General features: G+C 63.8%; 15 protein-coding genes. 3 read left to right on the plus strand and 12 right to left on the minus strand.

Annotation, left to right across the window (positions count from 1 at the left end; genetic code table 11):
* The first annotated feature begins 29 nt into the window (after positions 1 to 29).
* A complete protein-coding gene (locus tag M2397_RS16570; protein ID WP_131698160.1) occupies positions 30 to 842 on the plus strand; it encodes an oxidoreductase in 813 nt (270 codons plus the stop codon).
* A 195-nt stretch (positions 843 to 1,037) separates the two neighbouring features.
* Here the strand turns inward: M2397_RS16570 and M2397_RS16575 are convergent, their stop codons facing one another.
* The 10 genes from M2397_RS16575 to pedF form a co-directional block, all read right to left on the minus strand.
* Positions 1,038 to 2,516 (minus strand): DASS family sodium-coupled anion symporter, encoded by a 1,479-nt coding sequence (locus M2397_RS16575; protein ID WP_167655720.1) that lies wholly within the window; start codon positions 2,514 to 2,516, stop codon positions 1,038 to 1,040.
* Positions 2,517 to 2,596: 80 nt separating this feature from the next.
* Positions 2,597 to 3,967 carry a hybrid sensor histidine kinase/response regulator gene (locus M2397_RS16580; RefSeq protein ID WP_145336154.1) on the minus strand — a complete coding sequence of 457 codons (1,371 nt, stop codon included), beginning with the start codon at positions 3,965 to 3,967 and terminating at the stop codon, positions 2,597 to 2,599.
* Positions 3,951 to 5,114, minus strand: coding sequence for an alcohol dehydrogenase-like regulatory protein ErcA (gene ercA / locus M2397_RS16585; RefSeq protein ID WP_090405974.1), 1,164 nt, complete (start codon positions 5,112 to 5,114; stop codon positions 3,951 to 3,953). Before ercA ends, M2397_RS16580 begins: the two co-directional genes overlap by 17 nt.
* Positions 5,115 to 5,241: 127 nt before the next feature.
* Positions 5,242 to 5,313 carry a pyrroloquinoline quinone precursor peptide PqqA gene (pqqA, locus tag M2397_RS16590; protein ID WP_010209364.1) on the minus strand — a complete coding sequence of 24 codons (72 nt, stop codon included), beginning with the start codon at positions 5,311 to 5,313 and terminating at the stop codon, positions 5,242 to 5,244.
* 240 nt (positions 5,314 to 5,553) lie between these two features.
* The gene (locus tag M2397_RS16595; protein WP_010209363.1) at positions 5,554 to 7,074 is read right to left on the minus strand and encodes an aldehyde dehydrogenase family protein; all 1,521 of its coding nucleotides are present in this window, start codon (positions 7,072 to 7,074) and stop codon (positions 5,554 to 5,556) included.
* 121 nt (positions 7,075 to 7,195) lie between these two features.
* Positions 7,196 to 8,971: a PQQ-dependent methanol/ethanol family dehydrogenase gene (locus M2397_RS16600; protein WP_010209362.1), complete on the minus strand. Its 1,776-nt coding sequence runs from the start codon at positions 8,969 to 8,971 to the stop codon at positions 7,196 to 7,198.
* 125 nt (positions 8,972 to 9,096) lie between these two features.
* Positions 9,097 to 10,029: a quinoprotein relay system zinc metallohydrolase 1 gene (locus M2397_RS16605; RefSeq protein ID WP_259244077.1), complete on the minus strand. Its 933-nt coding sequence runs from the start codon at positions 10,027 to 10,029 to the stop codon at positions 9,097 to 9,099.
* Positions 10,030 to 10,045: 16 nt separating this feature from the next.
* On the minus strand, positions 10,046 to 10,795 hold the full coding sequence (locus M2397_RS16610; protein ID WP_092490238.1) for a quinoprotein dehydrogenase-associated SoxYZ-like carrier: 750 nt from the start codon (positions 10,793 to 10,795) through the stop codon (positions 10,046 to 10,048).
* Positions 10,796 to 10,804: 9 nt separating this feature from the next.
* Entirely contained in the window at positions 10,805 to 11,680 is an 876-nt protein-coding gene (locus M2397_RS16615; protein WP_167655725.1) for an ABC transporter substrate-binding protein, read from the minus strand.
* Between the two features lie 3 nt (positions 11,681 to 11,683).
* The gene (gene pedF, locus M2397_RS16620) at positions 11,684 to 12,145 is read right to left on the minus strand and encodes a cytochrome c-550 PedF (protein ID WP_027606205.1); all 462 of its coding nucleotides are present in this window, start codon (positions 12,143 to 12,145) and stop codon (positions 11,684 to 11,686) included.
* Positions 12,146 to 12,399: 254 nt separating this feature from the next.
* On the opposite strand from pedF, the gene exaA reads away from it, so the two are divergent.
* Together exaA and M2397_RS16630 are read left to right on the plus strand one after the other, a co-directional pair.
* Positions 12,400 to 14,292: a quinoprotein ethanol dehydrogenase gene (exaA, locus tag M2397_RS16625; protein WP_259244078.1), complete on the plus strand. Its 1,893-nt coding sequence runs from the start codon at positions 12,400 to 12,402 to the stop codon at positions 14,290 to 14,292.
* An 88-nt stretch (positions 14,293 to 14,380) separates the two neighbouring features.
* Positions 14,381 to 15,028, plus strand: coding sequence for a pentapeptide repeat-containing protein (locus M2397_RS16630; protein WP_131698167.1), 648 nt, complete (start codon positions 14,381 to 14,383; stop codon positions 15,026 to 15,028).
* Positions 15,029 to 15,066: 38 nt separating this feature from the next.
* Here the strand turns inward: M2397_RS16630 and M2397_RS16635 are convergent, their stop codons facing one another.
* Both M2397_RS16635 and M2397_RS16640 read right to left on the minus strand, forming a co-directional pair.
* Complete coding sequence (locus tag M2397_RS16635; RefSeq protein WP_145336167.1) at positions 15,067 to 15,693, minus strand: response regulator transcription factor; 627 nt, start codon at positions 15,691 to 15,693, stop codon at positions 15,067 to 15,069.
* Positions 15,690 to 16,952: a sensor histidine kinase gene (locus tag M2397_RS16640; RefSeq protein WP_184744111.1), complete on the minus strand. Its 1,263-nt coding sequence runs from the start codon at positions 16,950 to 16,952 to the stop codon at positions 15,690 to 15,692. Before M2397_RS16640 ends, M2397_RS16635 begins: the two co-directional genes overlap by 4 nt.
* Between the last annotated feature and the right edge of the window lie 79 nt (positions 16,953 to 17,031).

Below are 17,031 nucleotides of genomic sequence, written 5' to 3' on the forward strand. Positions count from 1 at the left end.
CACACACTCAACAACCGGCGGAGCCTCAAATGAAAACACCTTCCGAAAGAACTGCGATAGTCACCGGTGCGTCGTCCGGTATTGGTCAAGCGACTGCTGAAGCACTGGTGCGTGCAGGGTATAGGGTATTTGGCACAAGTCGGAAAGCGGGGGCCAGCTCAACGCCGGTGTCCATGCTCACCTGCGACGTGACAGACGACGCCTCTGTCAGTGCGCTCGTCTCCACCGTGCTCGCACAGACCGGGCGGATCGATCTGCTGGTCAATAATGCCGGCATCGGCCTGCTGGGCGGCGCTGAAGAATTCTCGCTCCCACAGGTACAGGCACTGTTCGACGTCAATCTGTTCGGCGTCATCCGCATGACCAATGCGGTACTCCCGGCAATGCGAGAGCGTGGCCAGGGGCGCATCATCAATATCGGATCGATTCTAGGGGTAATCCCCGCGCCCTACTCCGCTCATTATTCGGCGGTCAAGCACGCGCTGGAAGGCTATTCCGAATCCCTTGACCACGAGGTGCGTGCCTTCAATATTCGCGTCTCGGTCATCGAGCCCGCATTCGTGCGTACCGTCTTCGATCAAAACGGCATTGAGCCAGACTCGCTGCTGAAGACCTACGATCAGCCCCGAGCCGGGTTCAAGGCACTGCTGGCCGAGGTGATGCCGAAAGCCGACCGGCCAGACGTCGTCGCGGCAGTCGTGGTCAAAGCCGCGACCGACATCCACCCTCAGCCTCGCTACACGGCTGGCAAGGCCGCACGACAAATCAGCCTGCTGCGCCGCTTCGCCCCTGCTGGGTTCTTCGATAAGGCCTTGCGTAAGCAATTTCGCCTGCCGGTTTGAATCACAAGATGTGCAGACTTGTGGCGAGCGGGCTTGTCCCGCGTTGGGCTGCGCAGCAGCCCCAAAACCAGCCACTACGCAATATCGGGTACACCGCATTCGTCCTTCATTGGGGGCGCTTCGCCCCCCAACGCGGGACAAGCCCGCTCGCCACAGGGGTTCCAGTTTGCTGTGCGACCAGAAGCGCATTTCAAATCAGATCCAACCGAGCCAGCTCCAGTAAGTCGCCGCAAACACCAACATCAACCCATACCCGATCAACGTCACCAGAATCCCCACCTTGGCAAACTGCCGCGCCGTAAACGTCCCGGTCCCCAGGCACACCATGTTCTGCGGCGCATTGATCGGCAGGATAAACCCGTAGCTCATCACAAACCCCAGCAGCATGGTCATGCCCAAGCGGTTGAACTCCCCCGGCAAGGTCTGCAACACCGCAATCAATATCGGCAACAGCGCCGAGGTCAGCGCCGTGGCGCTGGCAAAGCCCAGATGGATCACGATCAAAAACGCCCCCAGGATCGCAAACACCCCCAGCGGCCCGACCCGATCCAGGCCGGTGTGCGCCACCACCTGGGAGCCCAGCCATTGCCCGGCCTGGGTGGTCAGCAGCGCGGTACCGAGGCTGATGCCCACGCCAAACACAATCACCGTGCCCCATGGAATGCGCGACTGCACATCCTTCCAGGTCATCACCCCAATCCCCGGCAGCAGCAGGAACACCAGCCCGGCGTAGGTGGTCGAGGTCGTGTCGAAAGGGTGCAGGCGCCCTTCCGTCGCCCATGCCAACAGCAACAACACCGACACCGTCAGCAAGCGTTTCTGCGGGCCGGTCATCGGGCCGATGTCCACCAGGGACTGGGCCACGGCTTCCTTGCCACCGGGGATGCTGTCGGTTTCCGGAGGCAGCAGCTTGATCACCAGGAACAGCAACACCGCCGACATGATCACCGCCCACGGCGCGCCGGCGATCAGCCAGTCGATCCACGACACGCGCTGGCCGAGCATCTTGTCCATAAAGCCCACGGTCAGCAGGTTTTGCGCGGCGGCGGTCTGGATGCCGACGTTCCAGATGCTGGTGCCCTGGGCCACCACGATCATCAGGCCGGCGGCGATGTTGGAGCGCTTGTCCACGCCAAACGCGGCGACCACGCCCATCATGATCGGCACCACACAGGCGCTGCGCGCAGTGGCGCTGGGGACGACGAGGCTGAGCAGGATCGTCACCGCAATCGCCCCAAGCAGAATGCCGCGGGTGCTGGTTCCGACGCGGGTCAGGGTCACCAGGGCGATGCGCCGGTCCAGGCCGGTGTGGGTCATGGCCGCCGCAATAAACAACGCGCCCGCCACCAGGGCCAGTGCCGGGTTGGAAAAGCCGGTGAGCGCCATGCTGATGGCCGGGCTGGAGCCGATCAGGTGGGTGGGGTCTTGCAGCGACGGTGCCGTGCCAAGCAAAAACGCCATGAGCGAGGTAATCATGATCGCGCTGGCTTCATAAGACACCGCCTCGGTGATCCACACCACCACGGCAAACGCGAGGATCGCCAGCATGCGCTGCCCAGCCACCGGTAAGTCGACGGGCATCGGCAACAGCAGCACGCCGACCATCACCAGTACACCGATCACCAGGCCCAGGGGCAACTTGAAGGATGCTGCGGTTGTTGCGGGGGCGTTCATGGCGGGCTCCGTCGGGCTCTGAATCAGAGCCCGCAGCATGGGGCAAAGCGCCGCAACGGGTGTTGACGGGTATCAACACCCTAGGTCAATAACTGGCTCAATACCGCCCGCAACTTGCCGGGCTTGAGCGGTTTGTTCAACAACGGCGCGTCCAGGCGACGCAGCACGCGGCGGCACTGGTCGGTGCGGTCGGCGGTGATGATCACGGCGGGGATGTTCTGCGCGAAATGCTCGCGCAGGTGCTTGACCACCGCACAGCCCACCACGCCGTGGTCAAGGTGGTAGTCGGCGAGGATCAATTCCGGTGCCCTGCCCTGCAGCGCCAGCAACGCCCCGGCCTGGTCGGTGGCGGTGATCACCTCACAGCCCCACTGCCCCAGCAGCGCGCGCATGCTGTCGAGGATGCTCACCTCGTTATCGATTACCAGCAAACGCCGCCCCGGCAGCGGGTTGCCCGTGGTCGGCAGCACCGGCAGTTGGCTGATCGCCAGGGGCATCTCTTCGCTGATGGGCACCTCGATACTGAACATCGAGCCACGCCCCGGCCACGAACGGACCGCCACCGGGTAGCCGAGGATCTCGGCGATGCGCTCGACAATCGCCAGGCCCAGCCCTACGCCTTTGCGGTCCGAGGCACGGCCGACGTCGAGCTGGTTGAACTCGAGGAAGATCGCATCGAGCCGGTCGGCCGCGATGCCGCGCCCGGTGTCCCACACCTCCAGGCGCAGGCGATCGCCACGGCGGCGCGCGCCGAGCAGGATGCAGCCCTCGTCGGTGTAGCGGCAGGCGTTGCTGAGGAAGTTACGCAGGATCCGCGTCACCAGGCGCAGGTCAGTGCGAATCGCATAATGGCCGGTACGCGCGCGCAGGTTCAGCCCGGCCGCCAGCGCCACCGACTGGAACTCCGAGACCAGCGGCGCAAACAGCTCATCCAGGCGATACAGCGCCACATCGGGCTTGACCGCCGCCTGGTCGAGCCGCGAAATATCCAGCAGGTCGGTGAGCAAATCCTCGGCGCCTTCCAGGGCCTGGTGCGTACGTTCCACCAGCACCTGCTCGACGCTGGGCAAGTTGCGTTCGCGCAGGGTCGAGATCAGCAGCCGCGCCGCGTTAAGCGGTTGCAGCAGGTCATGGCTGGCGGCGGCAAGGTATTTGTCCTTGCTGCGGTTGGCAGCTTCGGCGGCGTCGCGCGCATCGCGCAGTTCCTGCTCGACCTGCTCGCGCTGGGCGATCTGTTGTTGCAGGTTGCGGTTGGCTTCCAGCAGCTCATCGGTGCGCGCCGCCACGCGCTGCTCCAGCTCATCGTTGAGACGGATATAGCGGTTGCGCTCGGCCTCCAGCTCGTCGAGGCGCGCGGTGAGTTCCGGGTAGTGGCTCTTGCGCGCCGAGTGATTGCCCAGGCCCAGCAACCCGGCCAGGGCCTGTTGCTGGTCGTCAGAGCGCTTCGCCATATACGACCTCGACATCACGCTGGCTGGACTCGCGCGGGTTGGTGAGGATGCACGGGTCGTGCATCGCATGTTGGGACAGGAACGGAATATCCGCCACGCGCACCCCATGCAAACCGAGGGTTTCGTGAAAGCCGATGGCGTGCTTCAGGGCAATCAGATGCTCCACCAGCCGCCCGCGAATCTGCCGATGGCTGAGGCCCCGGCAATCGATGCCAAAGGTCTCGGCAATTACCTTGAAGCGCTCCGGCGCCGAGTTGTAGTTGAACGCCACCACGTGTTCCACCAGCACCGCGTTGCACAAACCATGGGGCAGGTCGAGAAACCCGCCGAGGCTGTGGGACATGGCATGCACCGCGCCGAGGATCGCATTGGAGAACGCCAGGCCGGCCTGCATGCTGCCGAGCATGATCTTCTCGCGCAGGGCAATGTCACCGGGGTTGGCGATCATCTGCACCAGGTTACCGTTGATCAGGCGCATGGCTTCCAGCGCATGGGGGTCGGTGAGCGGGCCGTGACCGGTGGACACGAACGCCTCAATGGCATGCACCAGCGCGTCGATGCCGGTACAGGCGGACAGGAACGGGTCCATGCTCGCCGTGGTTTCCGGGTCGATCAGCGACACATCCGGCACCACCGCCTTGCTGACGATGGAGAACTTCATGCGTTCCTGCTGGTTGGAAATGATCACGAACTGCGAGACATCCGCCGACGTGCCGGCGGTGGTGGGGATCAGGATCAACGGCGGGCTTGGCACACGGATGGTGTCCACGCCTTCGAACTCGAGGATACAGCGCCCATGGGCGACCACAATGCCGATGGCCTTGCCGCAGTCCATGGGGCTGCCGCCGCCGATGGCCACGATCACATCGCAATGGTTTTCCCGATACACCTCGGCACCGAGCATCACTTCTTCGACGCGCGGGTTGGGCGACACGGCGCTGTACAGGCAGTAGTCGATACCGATGGCCTGCAGGCTGGCTTCCACATCGGCGACCCAACCGGCGGCGATCACCCCAGGGTCGCTGACCACCAGCACCTTGCGCGCACCAAAGGTCTTGGCGTAGTTACCGACGTTGTGCCGGCAGCCGGCACCGAAGATGATTTCAGGCGAGACGAATTTACGCAGGAGGCTCAGATTGGGGCTCATTGGAAAGCCTGTTCTTATTATTTTTGGGAGATGCGCTTCACACTAACCCATTCCGGGGCGAATGCAATCAGACCAAAGGGTCATTCCCAATACGGCACCGGCCAGCGCGAGGCTGGCCGGAGATGGATCAGCGGCTGGCGAAGTACATGGTCACTTCGAAGCCGATACGCAGGTCGGTGAAGGCGGGTTTGGTCCACATAGGGAGACTCCTCTTGTTGTGCCGGAAGATTCCGGTAAGGGCATTAATGCATGGGTGGATGGGGGTGCGAATGCTACTTTCGAAGGAGCTCGCACCCGCATTGGTAGCGGGTATACGCCGATCAAAATGTGGGAGGGGGCTTGCTCCCGATAGCAATGTGTCAGCCACATCACTGTTGACTGACCTACCGCCATCGGGAGCAAGCCCCCTCCCACAGGGGACCGCGTTGCAATCCGAGGGTTAGAAGAAACCCAACGGATTGATGTCGTAGCTCACCAGCAAATTCTTGGTCTGCTGGTAGTGATCGAGCATCATCTTGTGGTTCTCACGCCCCACGCCCGACTTCTTGTAGCCGCCAAACGCCGCATGCGCCGGGTACAGGTGATAACAGTTGGTCCACACGCGACCGGCCTTGATCGCCCGGCCCATGCGGTAGGCGCGGTTGATGTCGCGGGTCCACAGCCCGGCGCCGAGGCCGAATTCGCTGTCGTTGGCAATCGCCAGGGCTTCGGCTTCGTCCTTGAAGGTGGTGATACCCACCACCGGGCCGAAGATTTCTTCCTGGAACACGCGCATCTTGTTGTGGCCCTTGAGCAGGGTCGGCTGGATGTAGTAACCGCTGGACAGGTCGCCCTCCAGGCGCTCGGCCGCGCCGCCGGTGAGCAGCTCGGCGCCCTCTTCCTGGGCGATCTTGAGGTAGGAGAGGATCTTGTCGTATTGCTGTTCGGACGCCTGGGCGCCGACCATGGTCTCGGTGTCCAACGGGTTGCCGCGCTTGATCTTGACGATCTTCTTCATCACCACTTTCATGAAGTCGTCGTAGATCGACTCCTGCACCAGCGCCCGCGACGGGCAGGTGCACACTTCGCCCTGGTTGAAGAACGCCAGCACCAGGCCTTCGGCGGCTTTTTCGATGAACTGCGGCTCGGCCTGCATGATGTCTTCGAAGAAGATGTTCGGCGACTTGCCGCCCAGTTCCACGGTGGAGGGAATGAGGTTCTCGGCGGCCGCATGCATGATGTGCGCGCCGATGGGGGTCGAGCCGGTAAAGGCGATCTTGGCGATGCGCTTGCTGGTGGCCAGTGCCTCCCCGGCTTCGCGGCCAAAGCCCTGGACGATATTCAGCACGCCCGGTGGCAGCAGGTCATTGATCAACTCGGCAAACACCATGATCGACAACGGCGTCTGCTCGGCCGGCTTGAGCACGATGCAGTTACCGGCGGCCAGGGCCGGGGCGAGTTTCCAGGCGGCCATCAGCAGCGGGAAGTTCCACGGAATGATCTGCCCGACCACGCCCAAGGGCTCATGGAAGTGATAGGCCGCGGTGTGTTCGTTGATCTCGGCGGCGCCGCCTTCCTGAGCGCGGATGCAGCCGGCGAAGTAGCGGAAGTGGTCAGCGGCCAGGGGCACGTCAGCGTTGAGGGTTTCGCGCACGGCCTTGCCGTTGTCCCAGCTTTCGGTCACGGCCAGCACTTCGAGGTGCTGCTCGATACGGTCGGCGATTTTCAGCAGCACCAGCGAGCGATCCTGGGGCGAGGTCTTGCCCCAGGCGTCGGCGGCAGCATGGGCAGCGTCGAGGGCCTTGTCGATATCGGCGGCGTTGGAGCGCGGGAATTCGGCGATCACTTCACCGGTCACCGGCGAAGTGTTGGTGAAGTACTCACCGCTCAGCGGGGCGACGAATTCACCGCCGATGTAATTACCGTAGCGCTGCTTGAAGCTGACGATGGCGCCAGGGGTGCCAGGTTGTGCGTAGATCATGTTAAAGCCTCTGTCTGGGTCCGGGCCTGTCGGTCAACAGGCGATGACCCGATAGTAAAGAGCCCCCGTTGCCGGGCGAATGCGCCGTTGGCAGGGGGGCACTTGTCATTTGGTCGTAGATTCAGTGTTTGGCGACCAGCTCTTTGGGCAGCTTGAAGGTCCAGAGCATCCCGCCCTGGTTGAAGTCCTTGATGCGCTTGGCCACTTCACCGCCCCACAACGGCACGGCGCCGCCCCAGCCGGAGAGCACCGAGACGTACTGTTCACCATCCATTTCCCAGGTCACAGGCGAGCCGAGCACGCCGGAGCCGGTCTGGAATTCCCAGACTTTCTCGCCGGTCTTGGCGTTGAACGCCTGCAGGAAGCCTTCCGGCGTGCCGGTGAACACTAGGTTGCCCTTGGTGGTCAGCACCCCGCCCCACAGCGGCGCGAAGTTCTTGTGGCGCCAAACTTCCTTGCCGGTCTTCGGATCGATGGCGCGCAGCACGCCTATGTAGTCTTCGTTCAATGGCTTGATAGTGAAGCCCGCACCGAGGAACGCCGCGCCTTTTTTGTAGGCGATGCCTTCGTTCCACATGTCCATGCCCCACTCGTTGGACGGCACGTAGAACAACCCGGTGTCGCGGTTATAGGCCATCGGCATCCAGTTTTTCGCGCCCAGGAACGCCGGTGCGACGAACACCGAGGTGCCCTTGGCTTCGCTGCCCGGGGCGCCAGGGCGGCTGGCGTCGTTGTAGATCGGCCGACCGTCCTTGTCCAGGCCGGTGGCCCAGGTGATCTTGTCGACAAACGGGAAACCACGGATGAACTTGCCGTTGGTGCGATCAAGCACGTAGAAGAAGCCGTTACGGTCGGCTGTGGCGGCGGCTTTGATCTCTTTGCCGCCTTCCGTGTAATTGAAGGAGACCAGCTCGTTCACGCCGTCATAGTCCCAGCCGTCATGGGGCGTGGTCTGGAAGTGCCACTTGATGGTGCCGTCGTCCGGGTTCAGCGCCAGGCGCGAGGACGAGTAGAGGTTGTCGCCAGGGCGCAGGTGCGAGTTCCACGGCGCCGGGTTGCCGGTGCCGAACAGCAGCAGGTTGGTTTCCGGGTCGTAGTAGCCGCCCAGCCACGGTGCGGCGCCGCCGGTTTTCCACAAGTCCCCGGGCCAGGTCTTGCCCGCCTCGCCACCGGAGATGCCGTTCTCCACCGCCTTGCCGTCCTTGTAGACGTAGCCCATATGGCCTTCGACCGTCGGGCGACTCCATAGCAGTTCACCGTTTTTCGGGTCATAGGCTTCGATCTTGCCCACCACGCCGAACTCGCCACCGGCCACACCGGTAATCAGCTTGCCGTTGATCACCAGGGGCGCGGCGCTGATGGAGTAGCCTTCTTTGTGGTCGGCGACTTTCTTGCTCCACACCACTTTGCCGGTGTCTTTGTTCAGCGCCACCAGCTTGGCGTCGAGGGTGCCGAAGAACACCAGGTCGCCGTACAGCGCCACGCCACGGTTGATCACGTCACAGCACGGGCGGATGTCATCGGGCAGACGCGCATCGTACTGCCAGAGCTTCTTGCCGGTGCGCGCATCCACCGCGAACACCCGAGAGTAGGAACCGGTGAGGTACATCACCCCGTCCTTGATCATCGGCTGCGCCTGTTGCCCACGCTGCTTCTCGCCACCAAAGGAAAACGCCCAGACCGGGCGCAGTTCCTTGACGTTGTCGACGTTCAGGGTGTCGAGGGGGCTGTAGCGCTGGCCCTGCACGCCCAGGCCGTTGGTGACGATCTGCCCGGGGTTTTTCGGGTCCTGGAGGATTTCCTCATCGGTGACCGAGGCCATGGCCTGGCCAGACAACAGGATGGCACCGAGCAACACACTCAAGGCGAAGGGTTGGCGGCGTGCGGGTTGGGTCATGACGGCTACCTCTGCGGTTTTTGTTATACCCGGGAAATTTTCCCGGTCTGGTGCAGATTCTTGGGCGCAGGGGCAGTTGTCACAATTGACCGCAGTATCGAGTTTGCTAGTTCCTTAGTAGCGGGTCAGCGCGCCGAATCCACGCGTTGCATCTGTTCGCGCTCGTATCGCGGGTACAGGTGGCTGACGCTGCGGATCAGTTCATGGCGGCTCAGGCTGATAGCGGCGAAGCGTTCGGGGATGGGGCTGCGGATCATCTCGGCCATGTCGCTGCCGTGGGCCGCGCCGTCACGCAAAAGTTGATCGAGCCAGGTCAGGTAGTCGCGCATCTGCGTGAAGGGTTGCGCGTCGCTGGCCACCGGGCCATGGCCGGGCACGATCAGGGTCCAGGGCAAGGCTTGCAGGGTGCCGAGGTCGGCCAACCACACCGCCAGCCCCGGGCTGTTGGGGGTGGTGAGCGCGCGCTGGTAAAACACCAGGTCGCCGGCGAACAGCACGCCGGTGCTCTGGTCGAAGATCGCCAGGTCGGCGCCGGTGTGGCCGGTGAGCGCGAGCAGGCGCAAGTCGTGGCGGCCGACGCTCAGCACACCGGGTTCCAGCACCTGGGTGGGCAACACCACCTCGGTACCGCGCATCCAGTCGCCGACCATGCGGTAGAGGTTTTCCGCCATGCCGTCGCCCTGCTCGTGCAGCAATCGTGTGGTCTCGGCCAGGGCGCCGATGGGCACGTCCTTGAAGGCCTGATTGCCCAGCGCATGGTCGGGGTGATGGTGGGTAATCAGCACCTGGATCACCGGTTTGGGGGTGACACGGGCGATGGCCTCGCGCATGGCTTCGCCGTAGCGCCGCGACGGCCCGGTGTCGATCACCACCACGCCAGCCTCGGTGACAATGAAGGCGGTGTTGACGATATTGCCGCCATTGGCCTTGGCAAAATTGTCGGTGCTGCCTTCAAGCAGCCAGGTGTCATCGGCGATCAACCGGGGCTTGAGGGCGTAGTCGAGGTCCGCCAGGACGGGCAGGCTCAGGCCCAGGCATAACAATAGAATCCAGCGCATGCCGCGCTCCTTCTGGTCAGGGGATGGCCGCGTCGAACTCATTGCCGCTGTTGTCGCGCAGCACCAGGCGGGTGGGCCCCGGCGCGTCGATGTCGAAGGCCAGGTTGGGGTTCTCGCTGACCGCCGGGAACAACTCAAGATCAGCCAGCACCTGGCCGTCCTGGCCGCGCAGTTGCGCATGGTTGATAAAAAACTCGGGGATGCCGCTGACCATGCCATTGTCCATCGGGTGCGCCACCTGCACACGTACGCGGCTGAACTCGCCACGCGGGTAACGGCCGCCGAGCACTTCGCCGATGTGCTCTTCCCAGCCCGGCTGGGTGCGTACCACGCTGGGCGCGGTGCAGCCGCCACCGGCCGCGTCGATCAAGGTCGAGCCCACATGCCACAGCCCGTCATCGGTGAGCACCGCCGCCCGCAACGGCGTGGCCTGCTCGATACGAATCCGCAGCGACAGCCACGGCAGCACGCCGGCCTTGGGTTGGAAGTCGACGATTTTCGGCAATGGGTTGAGCTCGGCCCAGGCGAGGATTTTCACCACATGGCCGTTGAAGGCGCGGGCGTCGATTTCCAGCGGCACCTGGCGCGCATCTTCGGCGAACGGCGGCGCGAGCAGCTTGACTCGGTCGTCGAACACGAACGGCGCCTCGGCCAGGAACTGCTTGTGATAGAACGCCCACATCACCGACGGCACCGGGTCGACCTCCACGGCGTGAGCCGCCAGCGGCAGCCAGCACGCCAAAATGCAGCTCAGTCGCCAGTTCATCGCCTGCTCCTATTGATACATCTCGGGGACTTCGTACTGCAGGCCGTAACGGGCATAGATGGCTTGCACCGCACCGTCGCGGATCAGGCCTTCCAGCGCCTCTTCCACCGCATAGGCCAACTGGCGATTGCTCTCGTGCACCGCCATGCCGATCTCCCAGCGTTGCTTGCCCATGTTCGGGTAGGCGTTTTCGGCCAGGGCCAGTTGCGGGTCGTGGGCTTCATGCACCTGCCAATCGACTTCGCCGCGCATCGCCATCACCGCATCGACCTCACCGGCTTTCATCGCCGCAAAGGCCTGGGGAACATCGGGGTAGTGATGGGTCTTGGCGGCGAGCATGCCGTTGAACACCGAGGTGAGGTAGAACGACGGCACGCTGTCGACTTCGACGCCAATCGGGTGCTGCTCGAACACCGCCACGCTGGCAACCCTGTCCAGGCGCCGACGGTCGTAAGCCACCTGCCATTGTTCGTTCTGGTACGGCCCGAACATCACCACATGGCCGTTTTCCAGTTCGCCCTGGTCGTTGCGCTTCTGTGCGTAATCGTGATCGTAGGGCGCGCGCATCATCAGGTCGGCCAGTTGCTGGTTGTGCAACTGGCTGCCACGCCAGATGTAGTCGCGCAGGTCGTCGTCGAGCTTCTCGCCGGCCGGCGCCCAGATCAACTTGAGCCGTACCCCCAGCGCCGTGGCCAGGGCCTGGGCCAGTTCCACGTCGACCCCGCGCGCGGTGGCGCCGTCTTCGAAACTGTAGGGGGCAAAGTCCTTGTACACCGCCACGTTGATTTCGCCGGCGGCGATCATCTGGTCATAGCTGCGCACCTGCGCCTGTGCCGGCTGGCAACACAGCAGGGCCAGGCCAAGCACATAAGCGAACAGGCGCATGGCTTACTCCTCGACGTGCACGCTGTCCAGGTAGGTGCGCACGGCCCACAAGGCTTCCTGGCTCAGGTAGTCGGCCATTTTCGGCATGTACACGCGGCCGTCACGCACCGCGCCATGGCGCACGCGCTCGACGAACCATTCATCACCGGCTTCGCCCACATCGAGCATGCGCAGGTCGGGGGCGATGCCGCCGGACTTGGCTTCCAAGCCGTGGCAGGCGGCGCAGTTCTGGTTATAGGCGGACGAACCGATTTCCACGGCGCGGTCGTGTTCAGGCGAGGTGCGGTACGGATTGACCGCCGCCCAGCCGTCTTCGTTGACCGGCACGCCGGCATCCTTGATCGAGGTCAGGCCCTTGGTTTCCACCGCTTGCGGGACCACGTTGCCGTGGGCCCAGGCAGAGCCCCCGGCGATCACACCGACCAACAGCCCGGCGACGAGCAAGGCATTGTGTTTTGTTGTCATTATTTTGCCCTCAGGATTGCACGCAAAACCTCATTGCAGAGGTTATGGCAACCATCTTAGAAACCCCGGGGCATGGGCCGTATGCTGCTTTGGTGGCCGCCCTCTCCTCCCTTGGTAGTAGGGCTTGTGGGGCACGCCTAAAACAGCGGCGCCTCGGGAAGTCTTCCCGGCCACAGCGGGACTTTTTCCGTATCCGCCCGGCGCCCCGGCGTTCCACCCTGTGCAGGCCAAAACCTCCACTGGGAACTGCAACCATGACAATAAGATCGCTACCCGCCCGCTCACCTTTAAGCCTTGCCGTGCAAGCCTTTTTGCTGGTGGGCAGCCTGTCCCTCAGTGCCGTAACGTTCGCGGCCGCCGACCCCGCCAAGCCGACGCACAATGTCACCTGGGAAGACATCGCCAACGACCACCTGACCACCAAAGACGTGCTGCAATACGGCATGGGCACCAACGCCCAGCGCTGGAGCCCGCTGGCCCAGGTCAACGACAAGAACGTGTTCAAGCTCACCCCGGCCTGGTCCTACTCGTTCGGCGATGAGAAGCAACGCGGCCAGGAATCCCAGGCCATCGTCAGCGACGGCGTGGTCTACGTCACCGGCTCCTATTCCCGCGTGTTCGCCCTCGACGCCAAGACCGGCAAGCGCCTGTGGACCTACAATCACCGCCTGCCCGACAACATTCGCCCGTGCTGTGACGTGGTCAACCGTGGTGCGGCGATCTTCGGCGACAAGATCTACTTCGGCACCCTCGACGCGCGCCTGATCGCCCTCGACAAAAACACCGGCAAAGTGGTGTGGAACAAGAAGTTCGGCGACCACGCCGCCGGCTACACCATGACCGGCGCCCCGGTGCTGATCAAAGACAAGGTCAGCGGCAAGGTGCTGCTGATCCACGGCAGCTCCGGCGATGAATTCGGCGTGGTCGGCCAGCTGTTTGCCCGCGACCCCGACACCGGTGAAGAAGTGTGGATGCGCCCGTTCGTGGAAGGCCATATGGGCCGCCTCAACGGCAAGGACAGCACCACCACCGGCGACGTCAAGGCCCCTTCGTGGCCGGATGACCCCACCACCGAAACCGGCAAGGTCGAGGCCTGGAGCCACGGCGGTGGCGCCCCTTGGCAGAGCGCAAGCTTCGATGCCGAGACCAACACGATCATCGTCGGCGCCGGCAACCCCGGCCCGTGGAACACCTGGGCGCGCACCGCCAAGGACGGCAACCCCCACGACTTCGACAGCCTATACACCTCCGGTCAGGTCGGCGTCGATCCGAGCACCGGCGAAGTGAAGTGGTTCTACCAGCACACCCCGAACGACGCCTGGGACTTCTCCGGCAACAACGAGTTGGTGCTGTTCGACTACAAGGACAAGGACGGCAAGGTGGTCAAGGCCACCGGTCACGCTGACCGCAACGGTTTCTTCTACGTGGTAGACCGCAACAACGGCAAGCTGCAGAACGCCTTCCCCTTCGTCGACAACATCACTTGGGCCAGCCATATCGATCTGAAGACCGGGCGTCCGGTGGAGAACGAAGGCCAGCGTCCGGCCAAGCCATTGCCGGGTGAAACCAAAGGCAAACCGGTGGAAGTCTCGCCGCCGTTCCTGGGTGGCAAGAACTGGAACCCCATGGCCTACAGCCAGGACACCGGCCTGTTCTACATCCCGGGCAACCAGTGGAAAGAGGAATACTGGACCGAAGAGGTCAACTACAAGAAGGGCTCGGCGTACCTGGGCATGGGCTTTCGCATCAAGCGCATGTATGACGACCACGTCGGCACTCTGCGCGCGATGAACCCAACCACCGGCAAGGTAGTGTGGGAGCACAAGGAAGCGTTGCCACTGTGGACCGGCGTGTTGGCCACCAAGGGCAACCTGGTGTTTACCGGTACAGGCGACGGTTTCTTCAAGGCCTTCGACGCGAAAACCGGCAAGGAGCTGTGGAAGTTCCAGACCGGCAGCGGCATCGTCTCGCCGCCGATCACCTGGGAGCAGGATGGCGAGCAGTATGTCGGCGTGACCGTCGGCTATGGCGGCGCGGTGCCGTTGTGGGGCGGCGACATGGCCGAGCTGACCAAGCCGGTAGCGCAAGGCGGGTCGTTCTGGGTGTTCAAGATCCCGAGTTGGGATCAGAAGACCGCGCAAAAATAACCCCTGCGAGAATGCCGGGCCGCCCTTTGTAGCAAGCGGGTTCCCTTGTGGTGAGCCCGCTCACCACAGGATCCCCAGAGGTTACACGATGAACTACCTGCCCTTGTTACTCCTGCTCTCCCTGCCCCTGGCGCACGCCGACGACGGCGACGACGCCCCGCTGATCATCAACGGCTGCACCATCGCCGAACACAGCCAATGCCCCGGCGCCAACCTCAAGGGCGCCAACCTGCGCAACCAGGACTTGAGCAAGATGAACCTGGCCGGCGCCGACCTGCGCGAGGCGGATCTGCGCCATGCCAACCTCGACCTGGCCAACCTGGAAAAAGCCCAGCTGCAAGGCGCCAACCTGACCCGCGCCAGCCTGCAACAGGCCAACCTGCGCCTGGCCAACTTCAGCGGCGCCACGCTGATGGCGATCCAGGGGTGGGGCCTGTTCGCCCAGGGCGCGCAGTTCGAAAACGCCAACCTCAGTGCGGCCTACCTGCAATTTGCGCGGCTGTCCGGGGCAAAAATGCACAAGGCCAACCTGCGTGCGGCCGACCTGGAGATGACCTGGCTGAGCAAGGCCGACCTGCAAGGCGCCGACCTCAGCGACGCCAACCTGCAGGAAGCCAAGTTCGGCGAGAGCAACCTGGAACAGGCCACCCTCACCGGCAGCCGTCAGCACTATGCGAATTTCCAGGATGCGAATATGGAGGGCTGCCAGGATTGCCCAACGACCTGGAATCGCTGAAACGACGCCATTGAAATGTGGGCTTTGTGCACACCCGGTTATCCAACCACCCGCACCACCCCCATATCGATCCCCAAGTGCACCAGCTCGGCATGGGAACTCACCTGCAATTTGCTCTTGAGCAAGGTCAGGTGATTGGACACGGTCTTGCTGCTGATATTCAGCTGGTCGGCAATCGTTCGGGTGGGCGTGCCCCTGGCCAGCATCAGGAAAATCTCCAGTTCACGTGGGGTCATGCCCTGCAAGCGTTGATCACCGGGGGTATAGGCCAGTTCGGTGGCCAGAGCCTGTTCGATGTAGGCGTGGCCGTCGAGGATGCGCCGCACCGCTTCGATCAACACTTCGGGTGCCGAGGTTTTGGTCAGGTAGCCAGAGGCCCCGGCATCCAGGGCCTGACGCACCAGGGGCAGTTCGTCGTGCATGCTGAAAAACAGCACGCGCAGGTGCGGCAGGCGCTGGCGCAGACGGCGGGTGGTTTCCAGGCCGCTGATGCCCGGCAAGCCGAAGTCCATGATCACCAGGTGCGGCAGCGCTTCCTGGACCCGGCTCAACGCTTCTTCACCACTGGCCGCCTCGCGCACCTCAACGGCCGGCAGCAGCGCGCGCAGCAGGCTGGCATAGCCCTGGCGCACCACGGCGTGATCATCCACCAACAGAATATTCATGAAGCCTCCAACGGCATGTTCAACGCCAACGCCCAGCCGGCGCCGGGCTGGCTGATGATCTTCAATTCGCCGCCCAGGCAGCGGGCGCGTTCGGCCATCGAATACAGGCCCACACCCGGCCGCTGGGGCGTTTCTGCACCGCGACCGTTATCACGCACCCACAGGCGCAGGCGCGAACCGTGATGTTGCAGGCGCACGTGCACCTGGCTGGCGTCGGCATGCCGCAGGATGTTGGTCAGGGCTTCCTGGAGCAGGCGGTACAGATGGGTCTTGCTGGCGCCGGGCAACAGCGGCAGGTCCGTACTGACTTGCAGGTGGCAGGGAATGCCGTGGCTGGCCTGCCACTGCGTGACCAACATCGAAAACGCCTCGGCCATCGGCAGGTGTTGCAGGGCCACCGGATAGAGATCGTGGACCAGCGCCCTGAAGCCTTGCTGCAAGTGCTCGCAGTGATCTTCCAATTGCGCCACCGTGGACGCCAGCAGATGCGGCTGGTCGGTAACCAGCCGCAACAGGCAGGCCTGGGCGCGAATGCCGGCCAGGTATTGGCCGAGGTCATCGTGCAGGGTCTGGGCCAGGTGGGTGCGCTCCTGCTCCTGCACTGCCAGCAGGGTCTGGGTGAGCCGGGTGTTATCGGTGCGCGCCTGCTCCAGGGCGTCGGTCATGCGGTTGAAGTGCAGCGCCAATTGCCGTGCTTCCGGCGCGCCTTCACTGCGCAGGCGCACGTTAAGCTGGCCGGCGCACACCTGTTGCAGCGCGCGCAGCAATTCATCCAGCACGCCCATGCCACGGCGCACTGCCCAGCGGATGGTCAACAGGCTCAGCACCAGGGCCAGGGCGCACAGGCCCAGCAGTTGCTGCAGGGAGTCCCAGACCTCGTCGATTTCATCCCGTGGGTCAACGGCGATGGACACGCGCCGACCGTCCGGCAAGTCCAGCACTTGGGCACTGCGTCGCGCCTCGGCAAACAGCAGGCGCCCGAGCCAGGCGTCCAGCCCGTCCGGCGCCGGCGCTTGCGCGGTGTCGCCGCTCGCCAGCCAGTGCACACGTACATGGCGCAAACTCGCGGTGAGGTGGGGTTGCAGGCTGGCCGGGTCGCGCTCGGCGGTTTCGCTCAGGTAGTGCACCACCGCTTCAGCCGATTGCAGCTCGCGCTCCACATCGGCCAGGGCCTGGTGCAGCAACAGCGCGGTGCAGGCGCAGGTCACCAGGGCGAAGAAGCCGCACACCCACAGGTTGATGCGCCACAGGGCCGACAGGCCGGGCCGGGCGGTGAAGACGCGCATGCTCGTGTCACTCCTGTGAATAAGACCGGTAGGGACCCATGCTAAGACCGCA

This window comes from Pseudomonas sp. BIGb0381 (assembly GCF_024809815.1).
Taxonomy (GTDB): domain Bacteria; phylum Pseudomonadota; class Gammaproteobacteria; order Pseudomonadales; family Pseudomonadaceae; genus Aquipseudomonas.